The organism is Paenibacillus sp. FSL M7-0656 (assembly GCF_038003225.1).
Lineage (GTDB): Bacteria > Bacillota > Bacilli > Paenibacillales > Paenibacillaceae > Paenibacillus > Paenibacillus amylolyticus.
This window is the reverse complement of record NZ_JBBOOT010000001.1, coordinates 5,312,325-5,330,890: the sequence shown is the minus strand read 5'-3', so window position 1 is coordinate 5,330,890 and position 18,566 is coordinate 5,312,325. Positions and strand designations below refer to the sequence as shown.

General features: G+C 46.9%; 14 protein-coding genes and 1 pseudogene. 3 read left to right on the top strand and 12 right to left on the bottom strand.

The annotated features are described in order from the left end of the window. Positions 1 to 95: 95 nt before the first annotated feature. From MHI01_RS23375 to xylA, 9 genes and pseudogenes are all read right to left on the bottom strand, one after another. Entirely contained in the window at positions 96 to 1,223 is a 1,128-nt protein-coding gene (locus MHI01_RS23375; RefSeq protein WP_340984239.1) for a transglutaminase domain-containing protein, read from the bottom strand. Between the two features lie 202 nt (positions 1,224 to 1,425). Further along, positions 1,426 to 3,819: an S-layer homology domain-containing protein gene (locus tag MHI01_RS23370; protein WP_340984238.1), complete on the bottom strand. Its 2,394-nt coding sequence runs from the start codon at positions 3,817 to 3,819 to the stop codon at positions 1,426 to 1,428. 227 nt (positions 3,820 to 4,046) lie between these two features. Next, a complete protein-coding gene (locus tag MHI01_RS23365) occupies positions 4,047 to 4,973 on the bottom strand; it encodes an alpha/beta hydrolase (protein WP_051447016.1) in 927 nt (308 codons plus the stop codon). 169 nt (positions 4,974 to 5,142) lie between these two features. Further along, the gene (locus tag MHI01_RS23360) at positions 5,143 to 5,769 is read right to left on the bottom strand and encodes a bifunctional 4-hydroxy-2-oxoglutarate aldolase/2-dehydro-3-deoxy-phosphogluconate aldolase (RefSeq protein WP_047841586.1); all 627 of its coding nucleotides are present in this window, start codon (positions 5,767 to 5,769) and stop codon (positions 5,143 to 5,145) included. Positions 5,770 to 6,015: 246 nt separating this feature from the next. Then, positions 6,016 to 7,086 carry a glycosyltransferase family 2 protein gene (locus MHI01_RS31025; RefSeq protein WP_100529913.1) on the bottom strand — a complete coding sequence of 357 codons (1,071 nt, stop codon included), beginning with the start codon at positions 7,084 to 7,086 and terminating at the stop codon, positions 6,016 to 6,018. 420 nt (positions 7,087 to 7,506) lie between these two features. Further along, positions 7,507 to 8,169, bottom strand: a pseudogene (locus tag MHI01_RS31020) (glycosyltransferase); the annotation flags it as partial. Next, positions 8,157 to 8,873, bottom strand: coding sequence for a glycosyltransferase family 2 protein (locus MHI01_RS23350; RefSeq protein WP_256720160.1), 717 nt, complete (start codon positions 8,871 to 8,873; stop codon positions 8,157 to 8,159). The gene MHI01_RS23350 and the pseudogene MHI01_RS31020, both read right to left, overlap by 13 nt. Before the next feature lie 221 nt (positions 8,874 to 9,094). Further along, a complete protein-coding gene (gene xylB / locus MHI01_RS23345) occupies positions 9,095 to 10,588 on the bottom strand; it encodes a xylulokinase (protein ID WP_076253582.1) in 1,494 nt (497 codons plus the stop codon). A gap of 731 nt (positions 10,589 to 11,319) precedes the next feature. Further along, the gene (gene xylA, locus MHI01_RS23340) at positions 11,320 to 12,636 is read right to left on the bottom strand and encodes a xylose isomerase (protein ID WP_036606941.1); all 1,317 of its coding nucleotides are present in this window, start codon (positions 12,634 to 12,636) and stop codon (positions 11,320 to 11,322) included. A 198-nt stretch (positions 12,637 to 12,834) separates the two neighbouring features. Between xylA and MHI01_RS23335 the strand changes: the two genes are divergently transcribed. Both MHI01_RS23335 and MHI01_RS23330 read left to right on the top strand, forming a co-directional pair. Continuing rightward, a complete protein-coding gene (locus MHI01_RS23335; RefSeq protein ID WP_340984236.1) occupies positions 12,835 to 14,001 on the top strand; it encodes an ROK family transcriptional regulator in 1,167 nt (388 codons plus the stop codon). Between the two features lie 147 nt (positions 14,002 to 14,148). Then, positions 14,149 to 14,346, top strand: a complete 198-nt coding sequence (locus tag MHI01_RS23330; RefSeq protein ID WP_017692236.1) for a hypothetical protein — start codon at positions 14,149 to 14,151, stop codon at positions 14,344 to 14,346. 1,023 nt (positions 14,347 to 15,369) lie between these two features. Here the strand turns inward: MHI01_RS23330 and MHI01_RS23325 are convergent. Continuing rightward, positions 15,370 to 15,600 carry a glutaredoxin family protein gene (locus tag MHI01_RS23325; protein ID WP_076212704.1) on the bottom strand — a complete coding sequence of 77 codons (231 nt, stop codon included), beginning with the start codon at positions 15,598 to 15,600 and terminating at the stop codon, positions 15,370 to 15,372. A gap of 62 nt (positions 15,601 to 15,662) precedes the next feature. Continuing rightward, complete coding sequence (gene trxB / locus MHI01_RS23320; protein ID WP_047841589.1) at positions 15,663 to 16,604, bottom strand: thioredoxin-disulfide reductase; 942 nt, start codon at positions 16,602 to 16,604, stop codon at positions 15,663 to 15,665. Between the two features lie 256 nt (positions 16,605 to 16,860). Here trxB and MHI01_RS23315 point away from each other — a divergent pair, with 256 nt between their 5' ends. After that, the gene (locus MHI01_RS23315; protein WP_036606933.1) at positions 16,861 to 17,592 is read left to right on the top strand and encodes a ZIP family metal transporter; all 732 of its coding nucleotides are present in this window, start codon (positions 16,861 to 16,863) and stop codon (positions 17,590 to 17,592) included. A gap of 123 nt (positions 17,593 to 17,715) precedes the next feature. Here MHI01_RS23315 and MHI01_RS23310 read toward each other — a convergent pair whose 3' ends face one another. Next, positions 17,716 to 18,525, bottom strand: a complete 810-nt coding sequence (locus MHI01_RS23310; RefSeq protein ID WP_127546588.1) for an alpha/beta fold hydrolase — start codon at positions 18,523 to 18,525, stop codon at positions 17,716 to 17,718. Positions 18,526 to 18,566: the final 41 nt, after the last annotated feature.

Sequence of the window (18,566 nt, the reverse complement as noted above, 5' to 3'; positions counted from 1 at the left end):
CAAAAAATAGACAACACTAAAATCCTCGTTTTTGAACACAAAATTGAACACAAAAAAGGATACTCCTCAAGCGGAGCATCCTGTTCAAACGGTTGTTATAATGTCCAGTTAATTTTGACGCGCAGATCCGTAGTACCTTCCATTTTGGACACATAATAAGATATCGATTTCATGCCAAGTTGGTACAAATCCTGCAAATCTTCAATCAGTCCAGCCTCCGTACCCTTGTACCTGAACGTGAGTGAGGTTCCGCCTTCCTTCAGCTTACTCTGAACTTTGGTCTTCAGCGCAGCATGGCCTTTAACAGCATCCTGTTCATCATACAGGGAATAGTCCAGAGCGTGGTACAGCTTCTGATAAGCGGCTTTTTTGTTATCTCCGGCCTTCACCAGCTTTAATAAAGCTTCTCGATATGGGGCGGGCGCAGCGGGGTACTTGCTTTTGCCTGTCCAGATATGGTCACGTGCCATCTCATCATCACTCAGCAAATAGTAGCTGTGGCTAACCTTACCTTTGCGGTCAGGGGTAGGATCATCCCAGGTAGTGTCCATGTGATACCACTTGCCGTCCAGGTTCACGATATTCCAGGCATGAAGCTGCCCGCCCGCTGTACCTTCCACAATCCGGTTATCGATACCTACTCGCTCCAGCATCCGATATGCCAACAGTGAATATCCCTGACAGACGGTACTGCCTGTAACAAGCCCGTCGTAGGCCGTATATTTCTTCAACGAAGTATCGTAAGAAAGGTTAAGCACAATCCAGTCGTGGATGACCTTGACCTTCTCATGATCCGTCATGCCTGGTTTGATGATTTCTTTCAACACGTTTGTGACTTTACGATTCACATAATCGGTCTGCTCCTTGGTCTCCCGATAGGAGAGAGTCACATGCACCTCGGCCGACACATTGGAGCCTTTATAATTAAATGCATAACTTTTAACGGTATATTGGATATAGGGGTTACTCTTCATTGCCTCATCGATGGAGGTTTGTAATTGTTTTTTGAGGCCCTTCACATTGCCTTTGTATGTAAAAACAAGTTCCTCCGTTCGCTGTGACATTGCGGTAAGCAAGGTCTGGCGCAAATCTGTTGCCGTGGATATATCTGATGTCCCTGATGCAGCATACAATTGATCCAGATCAACCGTACGTGGTAACGCTACAGCAATCAGACAGCCTGCCAGCAGTATGGTGATAATTCGTTTCCCGTTCTTACCCATGAAAGGAACCCACCCTTCTTTGCAAAGTTCTCACGCCCTATTGTATCACAAAAGGCTCTGTCGTCATTCTTCTAGTTTTGTAAAAATTAAATCAAAAGAGACCTTCTATGGAAGGTCCCTTTGATCTTTAGTTCATTGAATCACGACTACCCGTTATCTTCATCCTATGTTTCGTTTGGTCACGATATGAGTGATTCCTCGTCTAATACAGGCGATTACCACTCATAAACGTATCTGTCTTACCTTGAAGCTTCGCCAGCCGTTCCAATACCTGTGACGCTTCAGCTACCGTCACTTTACGTGCAGGCATGAATCGTCCTTCAATCGAAGGAAGCAATCCCAGCTTCAGACTCAGGGAGACCGCTCCCTTACTCGTAATGGCACTGGCATCCGCAATGTTGGGAAGATCCGATGGCAACGTATAGAATCCGGCCAGCTTCTCATAGCGTAAAATACGTACAAGCAGCACTGCCAATTCTTCACGTGTCATCTCTTCCTGCGGATTCAAATTCTGTTCAGGGTCCGCTCCGGCAAGCCAGCGCTGATCGATTAATGCCCGAACTGCCTTATAATACGGGCTGTCAGGTGTCACATCAGCGTATAACTTGTCATCTCCGTCCCCACTGTAGTACAGATCCATATTTGGATTAATCGCTCTTGCCAGATAGTTAAACCAATCCCCTCGGGTGATCACACGATCCGGGAATACGCGTCCCTGTTCATCAGCAAGCAATACGCCATGCTGTGTCATATTGCGTAGAGCTGCTTCGGCCACATGACCCAAGATATCCGTAGGTTCAGCCTTGGTTGCAGAGCTTGTGTCCCCGTATAAAAGCTTCCACTCCCCTGTGTTCGCATCCAGCGCTTCATAGTTGCCATAGATCGAATTCTCATCACGTGTAGGCATATAAGCAAGGTTCACCCCCGCTGGGATGACTTGACCACCGTTCATACCATATCCGCCATAACGGGAATATGCGAGGATCAGCTTGAATTCCTCCAGATAGAGTGCCTTGGCCTCTTCATAACTGATGGCTGGCTTAACATCTGCCGGCAGTTGTTCAGTCGTTGCCGCAATACGTGTATAGAACTCGTTAATCGTCCCGTTGTTCAACACCTGTACTTGTGCCGTATCTTCCTTAACCGGAATTCCGTTCAGATAACGCTGGAACAAAAATGTGCGAGCATCATCCACCTCAATCACGTTAGCCAGTCGGAACTGCTCCGTTGCGTCTGGAACTAGCGCAATCACCGTGTCCATCGCCAGTTTCTCAGCCTGCTTCCGGGTTACCAATTTGCCTGCCTTCTCCTCAGCCGGCTTCTCCTGTTCCATCTCCGGTCCCATTCGTTGCATCATCGTATAACTGTAGATCTGCCCGGTAACTGCATCTACCTGTGCTGAGATATCCCGCATGAACATATAGGACATATTGGCACTTCGATCGCTCCAGCTCAGACTCCACACCTGATTGTTCGGACTTGAGTAATATCCCTTGCCCAACTGGTTATGCTCCAGCTTATATCCCTTGGGAATATCAAAGTTTGTTGCGACCCGATTGGCGGCCTGCTGAACATTTAACCTCGTACCATTGGCCGGGACAAAAGGCGTTACATCACCTTTTAACTTCGTATCCTGCTGCAAAGAATCTTCATCTACAGCTTTACCTGTTAATGTATTAATCCGTTCCAACGTATTGGCTTCAATCGGAATGATACTGATATTTTTTGGTGTATATGCAAGGTAATACTGCTGACCCTGTTTGGAAGATAGACGATCTTTGGCGATATAAGCCAGCTCCACATCGAACTGTTCTTCAAACTGCTGTCTGGCCTTCTCTTCTGAAGCTGCCGGTTTCGATGAGGGATACTTGGCTTCAATAGTACCCCGTGAGTAACCTGTCACCAAACCACTTTCATCCACATTAATGTAGACTGTCTCTGCGTCAGATAACAATCCATCATGTTTTAACTGGTACCCGTATCGATACTCTGTTCTGCCAAACAATGACTCTTGTTCGATGGAAGAATACAGATCTCCAAGCGGAGCATATTCATTGTCCTTAAGACCCGGAATCGCTTGGTACAACAGTGCCACGGCCTTTTCTTCAGCTTGAGCTTTGGTTAACTTCACATCTGATTCCGAGACATGTTTATCCAGGATATCCGACGGCAAATGTACACTTAACACTTCCCCTGTGCCTGCATGTACAGTTCCACTGAATCCCGACGTATGATTGCCTTGTGTAATCTGGAACCCGATCTCCCACGCCTTGTAGTCTGGCGGTGGATAGGAATTAGGTGAATCGAATCGTGCAGATGAGATCGTTGCTTTTTTTAATAATGGAAATAATTTCAGTATATTTTCACTGGCTTGCCTGGATGAGATTTTCGCTCCCTCAGGCACGTCATTGCTCGTTGCGTCTAGTTGTTCATTTTCCCCCGTTGTCGCTGCGGTCAACTGCTCTGCTTGCGCGGCTGATGCACTGCCTGCAAAACCTGGTGTTTGCGAAGCAAGCAGCAGTGTTGCCATCGCTGCGGTTGTTGCTTTGGTTGCGAACATTTTCAATCGTAAATTAAACTTCCAATTCAAACTCAAATCTGGACCTCTCCCTTCAATTTCATACAAAGAAGCATAACAAATAACCTCGCATGAATATTGCCAGTCTAATCTATGATACCATAAGCTTCCTTTTTAATCGTCGTTTTCCGGGCAATTTTACAAATGTGAATTTCTGCATATTGCTAGTAACAGCAAAAAAAACGCCAACCACGTTGGCGTTTTCTCTGTTAGCCTGCACTCTTATGTAGGCTGAATCTACCTTGTCAACTACTCGCTTTAGACGAATCGTTCAACTTCGCCTGACCTTGGACATGGGTTTTCAAAAAGGGAATAACGGTGTCCCAGAAGGTGGGATCTTCCTCAGAACAACTGTGTCCTCCGCTGTTGACCCATAGATGTTCAACAGGCGGATCGGCTTTGGACATAAAATATTCAAGCTCACTCGGGGGAATGAAATTATCTCCCTTGGAGTGCACCATAAGCATTGGCAGTTGCATCCCCCTGCGCCGTTCATTCAGCATCATCACCGGATCACGCTGACGATAAGATTTCAGAGATTCACCCAGTCGCCAGAACCAGATTCTCGGAATTAACTGGGCCAGTGGAAACAAGGGCAGACGCCGGCGTCTCAGCTCTGAACTGACGATTACCTCAAATTGCGATGGCATCGAGTCCGTAATCACTGCTGATACAGGAATTCCCTCCGTCACTGCAAGAATAGTACCCAATCCCCCCAAAGAATGACCAAGCACTCCGATGGCATCCGCATCAATCTCTGGTCGTGCAGTCGTATACTGCAATGCCGCGAGCAGATCATCCCGGAACAGGTAGGCAGATGCAGCACGAACCGGATCACTGGCCCCATGACTACGCACATCATACATAAATAAGGCATATCCAGCTTCCCAGATCGGACGTGCGTAACGAAGAACACGGGAGCGATTGGAGCCCCAGCCATGTGCAATAATAACGAGCGGCCATGGTTTCGGAATGTCGGCTCTGGCGGGGATGAACCAGCCATGCACCCGACCTCCCCCACTGTCAAAGGTCACATCCTCAAATGGCATTGGGGGTGTGAGTGTGATTGGAATCTTCTTGGGGGTTTGGCTCTTTACCGCTGCCTTCCATAAACCACCTGCCGTTACTGCGGCCACGGCGAGCATGCCGCCTATCATTGTTTTAGCTTTCACAGGGCATCTCTCCTCTCCGAATTCTGGCATACATCCATCATAAAACAATAGAATGAACGGCACGTTAAGCGACATGGGTTTTTATGATAAAGATTAATCCAACAACTAATTTAAAGGAACCATCATATATATACCCAAATATACATATTCCTCGTCTGATGCTGGAATCCTAGGCTTCAGCTGCTTCCACAAATCTCCGTGCACATGCTGCAATCTGCTCATGATCTCCTGCCACAAGAGCTTCTCGTGGTAAAAGTGCACTTCCCAGACCCACTGCAGCAGCGCCTGCTGCGTAATAATCAGCAATATTCTCCAGTGTGGCACCACCTGTTGCCAGCAGTGGAATATGATTCAGTGGAGCTTTGATCTCCCGCAGATACGGTATACCCAGACTCGCCATCGGAAACAACTTCACAACTCGTGCTCCCGCTTCATGGGCAGCGACAATCTCCGTAGGTGTCATGGCTCCAGGCCAGATCTCGACACCATGTTCTACAGCATATTCAATGACAGACAGATCGACATTGGGAGATACCAGAAATTGTGCTCCTGCAGCGACGGCTTCCTTCGCCATCTGCACATTCAGTACCGTACCCGCTCCAACATAAGCCTTTCCTTCATGCCGCTCACGCCAGTCTGCAATAATATCATGTGCTCCAGGTGTGTTCAGTGTGACTTCCATTAGTCGGATGCCGCCACCTGTCATACCTTGTCCAGCTGTTACTGCCGCTTCGCGGCTTATACCGCGCACAATCGCAACTAGCCTTGACTCCAATAGTACTTCCGTCAAATTCATATCCAGTTCCCCTTGCTTCATCAATTCGGCAGCCGAAGACAGGCAATCATGGTCACCGCTTTTCCGTTATTCATTATTGTAAAGCATATCCTCCCCTGGATGAAATACATTAATCCATTTCAATGTGAATGCGTCTGTCACCAACTCTAGGATGTACTTTTATCACAATGCAAAAAACCTCTCCATGGAACATGGGCTGATTACCCATTCAATTCCACGAAAGAGGCTGCATTTCGACTGAAAATACTAGGCATTTTCCAATACGTTATCCTTCTCCAAATCTTTAAAGTATCGATCGTTATATAACATGCTCGGATGTGTTGGATGATAGGCGAGTGCGATATCATTATGTTCCCGGGCCTTGGCACGGTTACCCATCCGGTCATAACACACACATAGTTGCAGATGCGGCATCCAGGTCCAGGCTGCTTCATTCAGCACTACCATAGGATCATCAGGACGTACAGCACGAGTCGCCTGTTCGTACCAGAACAGGGCCTTGCGATAATCTTCACGGTCGGCAAAATAACCACCCAATCGACAGCAAATCTCGGCTCTTGGCAGATCATAGGCAAATGATCGGAACAACGCCGTGACTTCCTGTTCCGGATGTTCAAGTGCAGCTTCACAATCCGCAATTTTCTGGCAAGCAGCGATCTGATCTTCCACCCAGCCCAATCCGGTATCCAGAAACTTCTCATAGTACTTCACCGCATCCTCATGCTGTCCATGGTCCTTCAGTTCATTACCGAAATAGTACAAGTCACGCGGCCCAAATTCCTCTCCGGCCTGTTCCCTTTTACGATAGATCCGCAGATTCCGATCGGTATACTCCTTATCTTTCTTGTGGGTAACCGCTATATCACTATGCAGCAGATTGCCCGCTACAGCCAGATATTCATGCACCGCGCCAATCCAGCGAAATTGCCGATCCCGACGCACCAGACGATTCCGGCGCAGGCTGTAGGCTACCTTGCCATCTGCTGTGAATGACAGATTGTAATCCATCGTGACACTATCAACATCCGGGTCCAGCGAACGTTTCAAGGCGATCAATTTCGCCCGATCTTCCGGTTCGAACACATCGTCGGCATCCAGCCACAGAATATATTCACTCTTTGCCTGATCGAAGGCATAGTTGCGTGCTGCTGCAAAGTCATCCACCCATTCAAAATCAACGATACGATCCGTATATCTGGAAGCGATCTGACGGGTACGATCCGTCGAACCGGTATCCACGATTACAATCTCATCGGCAATACCGTTGACCGAGTCCAGACATCTGACGAGGGAAGCTTCTTCATTTTTCACAATCATACACAGGGTAATACTGATCGTCTCCTCCCCTCGTCTCGCCCTGCGATTAAAGGCAGATACCCCCGGCAGTTCGGACAATCGATAGATGTGGTACGCAGGGAAATGAGTATCGACGAACAAACGAAAACCCAATGCCTGAGCACGGATGCAGAAATGACGATCTTCGCCCCAGAAGGATACATTGGGAATCTGGTCATATGAGACTCCTGCTGCCAGAACATTTTTGCGAATAAGAGTACATGCCCCTAGCCCTCCAACTTCATAACAACCCGGGATCCGCAGCTGATTTAGAAAAGCAGTCGTTTGCGTGCCCTCGTCCTCCGCCTCGGTTCCGTCTACTGTTTTGCCACCGCGGCGATACAAGGCATACTCATCTTGTAGCCATACCTGCGGCATTTCCCTGGCATCTGGCTGCCAGCGGGTCCAAAAGATATTAGAAACAATGTCTTTGCCACTCGATACGAGTTGCTCCAGCGTCCGCGGATGCAGCACCAAGTCAGAATCAATCAGGAACACCGCATCGTAGTGATTGTCGCGTGCATATTGCAATATGCGATTTTTCAAACCGGCTACACGCCAAATCTGCTCATCCTGCCAATAGTGTCCTCCCTCATCCTTGCTGTACACCCCTTTGTTGTCAGTACTACCGCTACCATGTTCATCTGCTTGAATAACCGTCCCTTCATGCTGAAGCACAAATTCATGCAATATATTCGATGCGGCTTCTTCCACGTTATCGTCAACAAACAGATAATCCGTCTTCACTGTTGTTCGTTCCAGTGCATGCAGAGAATCCAGAAATTCACGGAGCACCGGAGTTGTCTGGCGAATCGGGCTGGCGATCAGTATTCTTTCTTGCTCAAACGCTTCATGCTCTTCCGATTGGCGGGTTTCCAGCGAATTATCAGAACGTCTGGACGGTCGATGATTACTCTGGCTCTCATGTTGCTCCTCTTTTTGATGTTCTTTCTCATTCTCTTTTTCTTGTGAATTCAGCTCTATTTGAGGTTGGGATTCTTCTTGCGATTTGCGTAACAGTTCTTTCTTCAACGTGCTCACTCCCCCTCTCCTTATTCGAACCATGCCAACAGTCGTGGCTCTTGATCCAATATCGATTCGTACTGTTCCTTCCAACCGTATCTTGCTTCAGGGTCCAGTGCTTGATAGCGTTCATATTTGCGGATACGGTCTTCTTCCCGCGCCCAACCATAGTGCTTCACCCGGGGAGCATGACATCCATAGGACCAATGCTGGATCGTTAACGGAAAACGACCACAATGCTGGGGTGTCTCCTTCCATTCATAGTTCATCCCCGGGTGATAACGAATCAGAAATGGCCGATAATAGGCATGCGCCTGCCAGAACTCATCTTCCCGGTAATGCGTCTCACTCCACATATCAAACAATCTGAAATAGATCGCATCTTCATTGCCACTGAGCAACAGATCCCGTACCAACCCAAAGTCACTGGTTAGAATCTCATCCGCATCCAGATTCAAAATCCACTCCGGATTGGTCGCCACCGTCTCTTCCCATTGTTGTTTTCTCAGGCTTACCTCGTCTGCAAAACGTGAAGCAGCGTTCTCCACTAATACGAGTGGAATACCGTCCAGAAGTTCCCTGCACAGCCCGACCGTTCCATCCGTGCTTCCGTCATCAATGATTACTGCGCGATCAATCCAGGGACGATGTCTCTCCAGTGCCTGCCTGAGATAACGATTCTCTTCATTACGAACGATCATCGACAAGGTAATATGTGGTCTTCCATGTTCCTCATGTCCATCCAAAGCTTCACCCCCTTGCTCAAACTTCTACCTATTAAAATTTCGGGCACACGATGCCTGGACGAATCACAATCCTCTATTTCCAATCTATGCAGAGCCTGAATGCGGATATGCAGGCCGAGTAAACCTTTCATGGGGTTAATCTTGATGAACGACAAAAAAGCACCCGCCTTCGCGGATGCTTTTAAATGTAATCATAAGATTAATGTAGTGAAATAAATGAATTAACGGTATTCAGCCAAACGATCATTGAGACTACGCGTCTGTCCATAGACTTCCTGATACAGTGCGAACAGTCCATCATAGACGGCAACCGTTTCCGGGTTCGGCTCATAGGACTTCGCTGGACGAATAAACGCTGTTGCACATTCTTGCAAAGACGGGAACCAGCCACAGCCATAGGCAGCCAGCATCGCTGCACCCATCGCTGGACCCTGTTCGCTCTCCAGCTTCACAATCGTGGCGTTAAAGACATCAGCCTGCATTTGCAACCAAGCTTCGTTCTTGGCGCCGCCACCAATGGAGATGACTTCATTGACGGTTTTGCCTGCACCACGCAGAATATCAATGGACTCGCGTAGCGAGAAGGTAATACCCTCCATCACCGCACGTCCAAAGTGCTCCAGCTTGTGCCCTGCATCCATACCGATGAAACTGCCACGGATATTCGCATCCGGATGAGGTGTACGCTCCCCAACGATATATGGTGTGAACAACAATCCGTTGCTGCCCGCCGGAATCTGATCGATGCCCTGCAAGAGCACATCAAACGATTTATCCGCTGCAAACGTATCCTTGAACCAGGACAGGCTATATCCTGCGGCAAGCGTTACACCCATAATATAGAAGGCATCTTTCTCTCCGTGGTTAAAAAAGTGTACTTTGCCTTCGAAGTCGAGATCTTTACGCTCTTCGTAGGAAAGCACAACCCCGGACGTTCCGATGCTGCACATCGTCTGTCCTTCACTCAGAATGCCTGCGCCAATGGCACCACACGCATTATCCGCACCACCTGCGTATACTTTTGTTGCAGCCGCTAGACCCGTTTGATCCGCAATCTCAGGCAGCAACGTGCCCACTTCCTCAAACGATTCCACAAGACGTGGACAAAGAGAGATTGGCAGCTCGAAAGCTTCTGCAATCTCGTCGCTCCACTGTTTGCCTGCAACGTCCAGCAGCAAAGTTCCCGCTGCATCAGAATAATCCATAGCGTAATCCCCGGTCAGGCGATAACGCACATAGTCTTTAGGCAACAGGAACAAGGATGCTTGCTGTAACAATTCAGGCTCGTTCTCCTGAACCCACAGAATTTTTGGCAAGGTAAACCCTTCCAGTGCACGGTTCCGGGCAATACTTAACAGCTTGCCATCCAGCACTTTTTCGATGCGACGGCACTGAGCCGTTGTGCGTGTATCGTTCCACAGGATTGCGTTACGCAGCGGTTTACCTTCTGCATCCACCAAGACCAGTCCATGCATCTGGCCCGAGAAGCTCAATCCTTCGATTTCCGAAGGCTGCACGCCAGATACTTCAAGCAATTTACGCAAGGAAACAATGGTCTGCTCTACCCAATCTTCGGGATTTTGTTCACTGTATCCAGCCTTGGGCTGGTACAACGGGTATGCCTCGGATGCTTCAAATGCCACTTTTCCTTCGCGATTGACCAACACGGTTTTGACCGCGCTGGTTCCAAGATCGACGCCAATTACGTAACTCATAGGTTAACTCCTCTCGTTTATCACAGGTTATATCCACGAAAGATCCAAGTACGCATGAAAGTCACTCCGTGATCAGAAAACCCTTGGATCGCCGTTACCCCCAGATTTCCTTTATACCCCTTAGCAAGGGTGAAATCCGGGGATAAATGCGACCGCTTTGCTTCCTCGGGTCCTTTCTGCTCACTCCGTTTTGCATGCATGATACTGGACACACATGGATATGAAACGTGTAAAACATACTCGTTCTTATAACAGAAAGATTGATCCAATGACCTTGATTCGTCATTGGTTATAAATGAAACCTTGATGCTCATGTGGTCACTCCGTGATCAGAAAACCCTCGGATCGCCGTTACCCCCGGATTTCCTTTAATCCCTTTGACAAGGGAGAAATCCGGGTATAAGCCTATGCTTCCGAAGCCAGCTTTCTTTCAGAAAGCTCTTAGCGAACGCTCCGCTTCCTCGGGTCCTTTCTGCTCACTCCGTTTTGCATGCACCATCTTAGACAACCATTTATATCAAAAAACTTAAAAACCATGTTATTTGTTTAACCAAAAAACCGCCCCCGTCTTCCCAAGGGAAAGTCGGGGACGGTCCGAATGTCATGCTTGTTCAGGCGTTCCATGGTACAAGCTAATCTTGTGCATAGGCAAGCTTGGATACTAATGTCCAACACATATAAGTTGAGTAACCATCGGTGGTCGACGTGCACCAACCCTGCCTAATGCGCTATTAGTCAGCCAAGATGTACTGGTTGAGTTGTGCTCTCAGCAATTCCTGACGTCCGGATTGGTTTTTGCGTGGGCTTTCGTTGTTGAGTGCATACTCAGCAAGGGAAGCCAGTGTTGCTTTACCTGCAACTACATCTGCACCGATACCTTCGCTGAAGCTGCTGTAACGTTTTTCGATGAAGTCATCGAATACGCGATCTTCAATCAACTTCGCTGCTACTTTCAGACCTTTTGCATACGTGTCCATACCTGCGATGTGTGCCAAGAACAGATCATCAGCTTCGAAGGAACCACGACGTACTTTCGCGTCAAAGTTCACACCACCACGGCCGATACCGCCGTTTTTCAATACTTCATACATTGTCAATGTAGCATCGTACATATCAACCGGGAACTCGTCCGTATCCCAACCGATCAACATGTCGCCTTGGTTCGCATCGAGGGAACCGAGCATACCGTTTGTACGAGCAACGCGGATTTCGTGATCGAATGTATGACCAGCCAGTGTAGCATGGTTCGCTTCCAGGTTGAGTTTGAAGTGTTTGTCCAAACCGTATTTTTGCAAGAAAGCAATGGAAGTTGCTGCATCATAATCATATTGGTGTTTCGTTGGCTCTTTTGGTTTAGGCTCGATCAGGAATTGTGCATCAAAGCCAATTTCCTTCGCGTAGTCTACAGCCATGTGGAACATGCGAGCAATGTTGTCTTGCTCCAGTTGCATGTCTGTATTCAGCAATGTGTCGTAACCTTCACGACCGCCCCAGAATACATAGTTTTCAGCGCCCAGACGTTTACCAACTTCCAGACCTTTTTTGATCTGTGCTGCAGCGTGAGCGTACACGTCTGCGTTGCAAGTAGAAGCCGCACCAAACATGAAGCGTGGGTTCGAGAACATGTTCGCCGTGTTCCAGAGCAGTTTTTTGCCGCTGGATTTCATATGATCTTCAATCAGATCAACAATCGTATCAATGTTGCTGTAGAACTCACGCAGGTTGTTGCCTTCTGGTGCAATGTCCACATCGTGGAAACAGAAGAACGGGAGATTCATTTTTTCCAAAAATTCAAATGCCGCTTCCACGCGTACTTTCGCGAGGTCCAGACCCGAGTATTTATCCCACGAACGAACAGCTGTCTCCGCACCAAACGGGTCACTGCCGCCTGCAGTTAATGTATGCCAGTAAGCCATGCCAAAACGGAAATGTTCTTCCATCGATTTGCCGGCTACCACTTCTTCCGGATTATAATGTTTAAAAGCAAAAGGATTCTTGGAATCTTTACCTTCAAATGCAATTTTATTAACGGATTCAAAATAGGCCATGTGTAAAATGCCTCCTCAATAGTTTTAAGAAATCGTTTACACCGTTATCCTATCACATCGAATTTACTTTGTCTATTGGTTAAACAAAGTAAAATAAAATTGTTTTTTACATGGTTGTTTACGCTATAATAGTCGAATAACTTGTTTCGGATGTGGGTCAGAACCCTTTTATCAGAAGAATAGGAGTGCCTTAACCATATGAAAATTACCGGAGACCAGATGCTGGTCAAAAAAATAAACAAGTCGATCGTTCTGGATACGATCCGGCGCCATGCCCCTCTTTCTCGCGCACGAGTGTCCGAGGTTACGGGGCTGAACAAAGCAACGGTATCCAACCTGGTTGCTGATCTGATCAGTGATGACCTGGTGCAGGAGATTGGCCCTGGTGAATCCAGCGGCGGACGTAAACCACTCATGCTGCTGTTCCGAGGGACATCAGGCTATGCAGTCGGTCTGGAACTCAGTGTGACCCATTTGAAAGGCGTGCTTACAGATCTGGAAGGACACATCATTACAGAGTACGCAGTGACCTTGGAACATCATGACGTGTCCTCTGTACTGGAGCAATTGAAATTGGCAGCAAAGCAGCTCATTGAAGCAGCTCCTCCTTCCCCTCACGGTGTCATTGGTATTGGTATCGGCGTGCCCGGCATGGTGGATGAGGCAGGAACGGTCCTGTTTGCACCCAACCTGGGGTGGGAGAAGGTAACTCTGCGCTCGATGCTTGAAGAAGAATTTCAACTGCCTGTAACGATCGATAATGAAGCCAATGCCGGTGCCCATGGAGAGCTGAATTTTGGGGCAGGTATCGGTGTCCGTCACATGATCTACATCAGTGCAGGCATGGGGATTGGTTCAGGCATCATGGTAGATGGTGAATTATACAAAGGCGCGTGGGGCTACGCAGGAGAAACAGGCCATATGTCCATTGAAGCGGAAGGTCTGCCCTGCTCCTGTGGTAATCGTGGTTGCTGGGAGTTGTACGCATCGGAAAAAGCCTACGAACACCCGGATCATCAGCTAAAATTACCTGCTCATACCACACGCGAACTTATTCATTATGCGGAGCAAGGCCACGAGGCTGTTCAAGAATTATACAACACGATTGGGCGAAAACTGGGGATTGGCATTACCAATATCGTTAACAGTTTCAACCCGGAACGTATTATCATTGGCGGTCCGCTCTCTGAAGCAGGTCCATGGATTGAAACAGCGTTAAAACAAGTTGTCGAGGAACGTACATTACCTTATCACCGCCGCAGTTTGCAGATTGAATGGGCAGCTCTGGGTAGCCGTTCCACCCGCGTTGGTGCCGCTTACTCTGCGATATCCCAGTTTTTAGGTAAAATTAGGGTGTCTGTCTAATAACAGATGAAAATTGACATCATTTCGCCCCATTTCCTCCCTTTTTGTTAAAGAAATCCAGATGTATAATGGGGTTATGTGATTTTTGTCATGGCTGTGTGAATCAAGCTGTGTTAATTCCGATAACGAAACGGAGTGAAAAAAAGCGTGACCTACGTGGATACTTCAGATATCTCGGCGCAAATGTTTGTCACCGTCCTCCTGTTCCTGATTGTGCTTGCGCCCCTGTTCAGCCTTGGCATACTCCGATTGTTCCAGAGCAAAAAGAAGGCTGGTTTCATGTACATGCTGTCAGGATTGCTGGTGTATGTTGTATTTCAGACTTTCATGAGTATTTTTTTCTAGATGTAATTATTTGTTTTCATGCAAAATCCCCTTTCGCAGTAATTCATGGGTACACGTTATCATGTACTCTGAATTACAGACGCAAGGGGATTTTTCTGCATATTTTTGCCCATTCTTAACATCGATGCTGAATTATGGACAACTCGAACTTTCTTTAAATCGTTCTTCAATCATATAAACGATATTCTGGATTGAGTACCTATATATTTAATACGTTTACGTTGTTTTGAGATCTGACCTCTGCAGAAGATAAGCAATGGAGTTTTTTGACTTACTCTTAAATCCTAGTTAACGGAACAAAAGTAGTCAAACCAGTATGTTTTTTTTACTTTTTCAATGTAAAATGATTGTTGGTTGGAAATTAATATTGGATTTACCACTAGATTAGAGAGGAGCTTTAATATGCTTAAAAAGACATCTGGTTTCCTGTTTGATTTTATACTTTGTTCTATTCTTTATTTTATTGGTATAACCCTACTATGGGGTATAGAACTGCAAGTTTATCCTATGATGAGTGTTAATCCAAAAGATTATATTTTGATATTCTTTGTAATTAATTCTTTGATAACTTTTCTTATTCATTCTAGATTTTATAATTTTGGAAATTGGTATACCTCACGAGAACTAATGATCAAATCCCGAACTAATAAAAAAGTAATGTCAGTTATTATTATAATGGCCTTAATTCCAGTTGTTTTAACTAGTATGTGAGAATGGATATCTCGTATACTCGCCTGTTCCCAGAAGCGAAAATGCTCCTCCTGATCTATAATCATGCTGCTTGTTCACCTCAATTATGCTCTGCGACTCAAGAAAATGATATCGCACTTCTGTACATCGGACAATTGCGAATGATGTTTGTGACCAGATACCAATTCATCCGAGCCACTCATAGAAAACGCACAAAAAACCGTACCCTTCCGGGTACGGTTCTTTCTATATCCTAACGGCTCGCGAAAACCGGAATTGCATATGAATCGAAAATTTCTTTCAACACATGATGATTCAGATAATCAGCCTGATTTAAGCGTCCAATGCTTTGGCAAATTGGGTTTTGTTCATACCCAGAATGCGGTGTTCACCAATGACAGTCAATGGCACGGCACGTACACCCATGTCCCATACTTGTTGTGCATATTCATCGCTAGTTTCGATGTTGCGCTCTTCATAAGAGATACCTTTGTCAGCCAGGAACGTTTTTACGGATTTGCAGTTCGGGCAGTTCGTTGATGTATATACAATTACGTTTTCCATGTTTAATTCACCTCATATGGTTTTATATTAATCTATAGTTTGGTTGGAATCAGCTCATTCTATTACAGAACAACTGCGCTGTGCTCCAAGCTCTCAATGTATTTCTCTGTGTCCATGGCAGCCATACATCCGCTACCTGCAGCTGTAATCGCTTGTTTGTAACGTGTATCCTGAACGTCACCACATGCAAATACGCCTGGGATGTTTGTCTCGGATGTACCTGGTGTAGTCAGGATATATCCATGTTCGTCCGTAGTGATCTGTCCGCCAAGGAAACCAGTGTTTGGTGTGTGACCGATCGCTACGAATACGCCACTTGCCGGAATCACTTCTTCTTCACCTGTTTCGTTGTTTAACACTTTCAGTCCGGTTACGCCGTTGTCGCCAGCAAGTACTTCGAGTGGTGTACGGTTCAAAGCCATTTCTACTTTTTCGTTGCTCCGTGCACGATCCTGCATGATTTTGGAGCCACGCAGTTCTTCACGACGGTGTACCAACGTTACTTTGGAACCGAAACGGGACAGGAAGCTTGCTTCCTCAAGAGCAGAGTCGCCACCGCCGATAACGATGATTTCTTTGTTACGGAAGAAGAATCCATCACATGTTGCACATGTGCTGACACCGCGGCCTACATTCGTTTCTTCGCCAGGGATACCCAGGTATTTAGCAGTTGCGCCTGTGGACAGGATCAATGTTTCCGATACGAGTTCACCCATACCTTCAACTTGAATCTTGAATGGACGCTCGCTCATGTCGATGTTGTTAACCCAGCCTGTACGGAATTCAGCACCGAAGCGCTCAGCTTGTTTACGCATGTTATCCATCAGTTCAGGACCCATAATTCCATCAGGGAAACCTGGGAAGTTCTCCACTTCAGTCGTTGTTGTCAGTTGGCCACCAGGTTGTGGTCCTTCAATAACGAGTGGGTTCAAGTTGGCACGTGCCAGATAGATTGCTGCTGTCAGCCCTGCAGGGCCTGTTCCAATAATAATTGATTTATACATGTATAGTTCCTCCCCCGGGTTCTGCAAAAAGGTTAGACCCTCCGGCATCAAAAGCTTAGGCTTTTGCATACACTAGAACGAAAAGCCCACATCATGTCCACAAGACCTGCCTGTGATATGACAATGGCCCTATGCAGAAACGGAATTCTAATTTATAATCATTCTAATCTGTTGTTCATTATGATCTCTTTTATGTACGGTGTCAATGCTCGGCAGCGATTATGAAGAAGTCTTCATCAGGAGGGAAAATGGAAGCATGAACGATGCACTCATTGGCAGTTTTATATCAGCCATGTCTACCGGCCTAGGGGCCGTACCGATTCTATTTATGCGTAAAATATCACACCGTCTGCGTGATATCTTGCTGGCATACGCCGCAGGTATTATGACCTCAGCCTCGGTGTATAATCTCATTCCGGAAGCGCTTGGCCAATCGAATCTCTTTGTACTTGCATTTGGTATTATGCTTGGTAGCCTGGTTCTACTGGTGCTGGAGATGAAGATTCCACACGTCGATCTGGAGAATCCCGAGAAAATGCCTTTTAAAATTGAAACCAAAGCCTTCATGATTATTGCAGCCATCACCATGCATAACCTGCCAGAAGGGTTATCCGTTGGCGTTAGCTATGCAAGCTCGGATGAGAACCTTGGCAATCTCATTGCCTTTTCCATTGGATTGCAAAATGCGCCGGAAGGATTTCTGGTGGCCCTTTTCCTAGTAAACCAGAACATTGGCCGCTTCAAAGCGCTGGGTATTGCCACCCTGACCGGAGCGGTAGAGATTATTACAGCTATGATTGGTTACACCTTAAGCAGTCTCGTAGCTGGTCTTGTGCCTTATGGTCTGGCCTTTGCAGCCGGTGCGATGATGTTCATTGTTTATAAGGAACTTATTCCCGAAAGTCACGGCGATGGCAATGCACGTGTGGCGACGATGTCCTTTTTACTCGGGCTCATCACGATGATTGGTCTGACCGAACTGTTTTAATGGAAGACTAAAGAACCCGAGCGAACAGTCCAAGACTGTCGACCGGGTTCTTTGTTTAGCCACAAATGAAGATTCCATGAAATTACTGGGATCGTCTGTCAGAGGTATTCTGCCCTCTCCTGATCAGGATTGGATGAAACGAATCAATTCCGAATTGAATTTTTCCAATTCATCATAGAATGCACCATGACCACTCTCTTCAAAAGCAATCAGCTGAGACGAAGCGATGCCTTGGTGCATCTGCTCGGCGAACTCAAACGGACAGATCTCATCTTTTTTCCCGTGCAAAATGGCTGTTGGCACTTGAATGGAACTCAGGTCACCTCGCAAGTCCTCATCCCGCAACGCAATTGCACTGCGAATGGTACCATAAGATGAAGCTTCCATGCCGAGGGCGTGGAACCAATCCATGAATGGCTGGCTGTGTTTCTTCGCGAAGAACATGCCGCCAAACGTCTCCAACAACTTCGGACGATCTGCAAAGATCGGCTCAATGATCTGCTCGTTCAGCTGCTCTGGAGTCAATCCATACGGATAACCTTCACGCTGTGTGAACACAGGTGCTGCCGCAGATAACAAGGCCAGCTTGGAGACGCCATGTCCCTTATGGCGAGCCATGTAATGTACTGCGATCGCTCCACCCATAGAGAATCCTGCGAGTACCGCGTCTTTCAGCTCCAGATCATCTATAACGGCACGAACATCGTCTGCCATGCGATCATAATCATATCCTGTGGACGGCTTATCCGATAAGCCATATCCTCTAAAATCTATCGCAATGGCACGAATGCCATGGTTCGGCAGTACGTTCAATTGATATTCAAACATTTTATAATTAACAGGCCAGCCGTGCAAAAAGACAACCGGGGTTCCTTCGCCAATATCTTCAACATATACTTTTACATTTGGTTCCACTTGTACATAACGTCCCATATTTCACAGCTCCCTTAGTATCGAATCGTCTCTTCGAATCA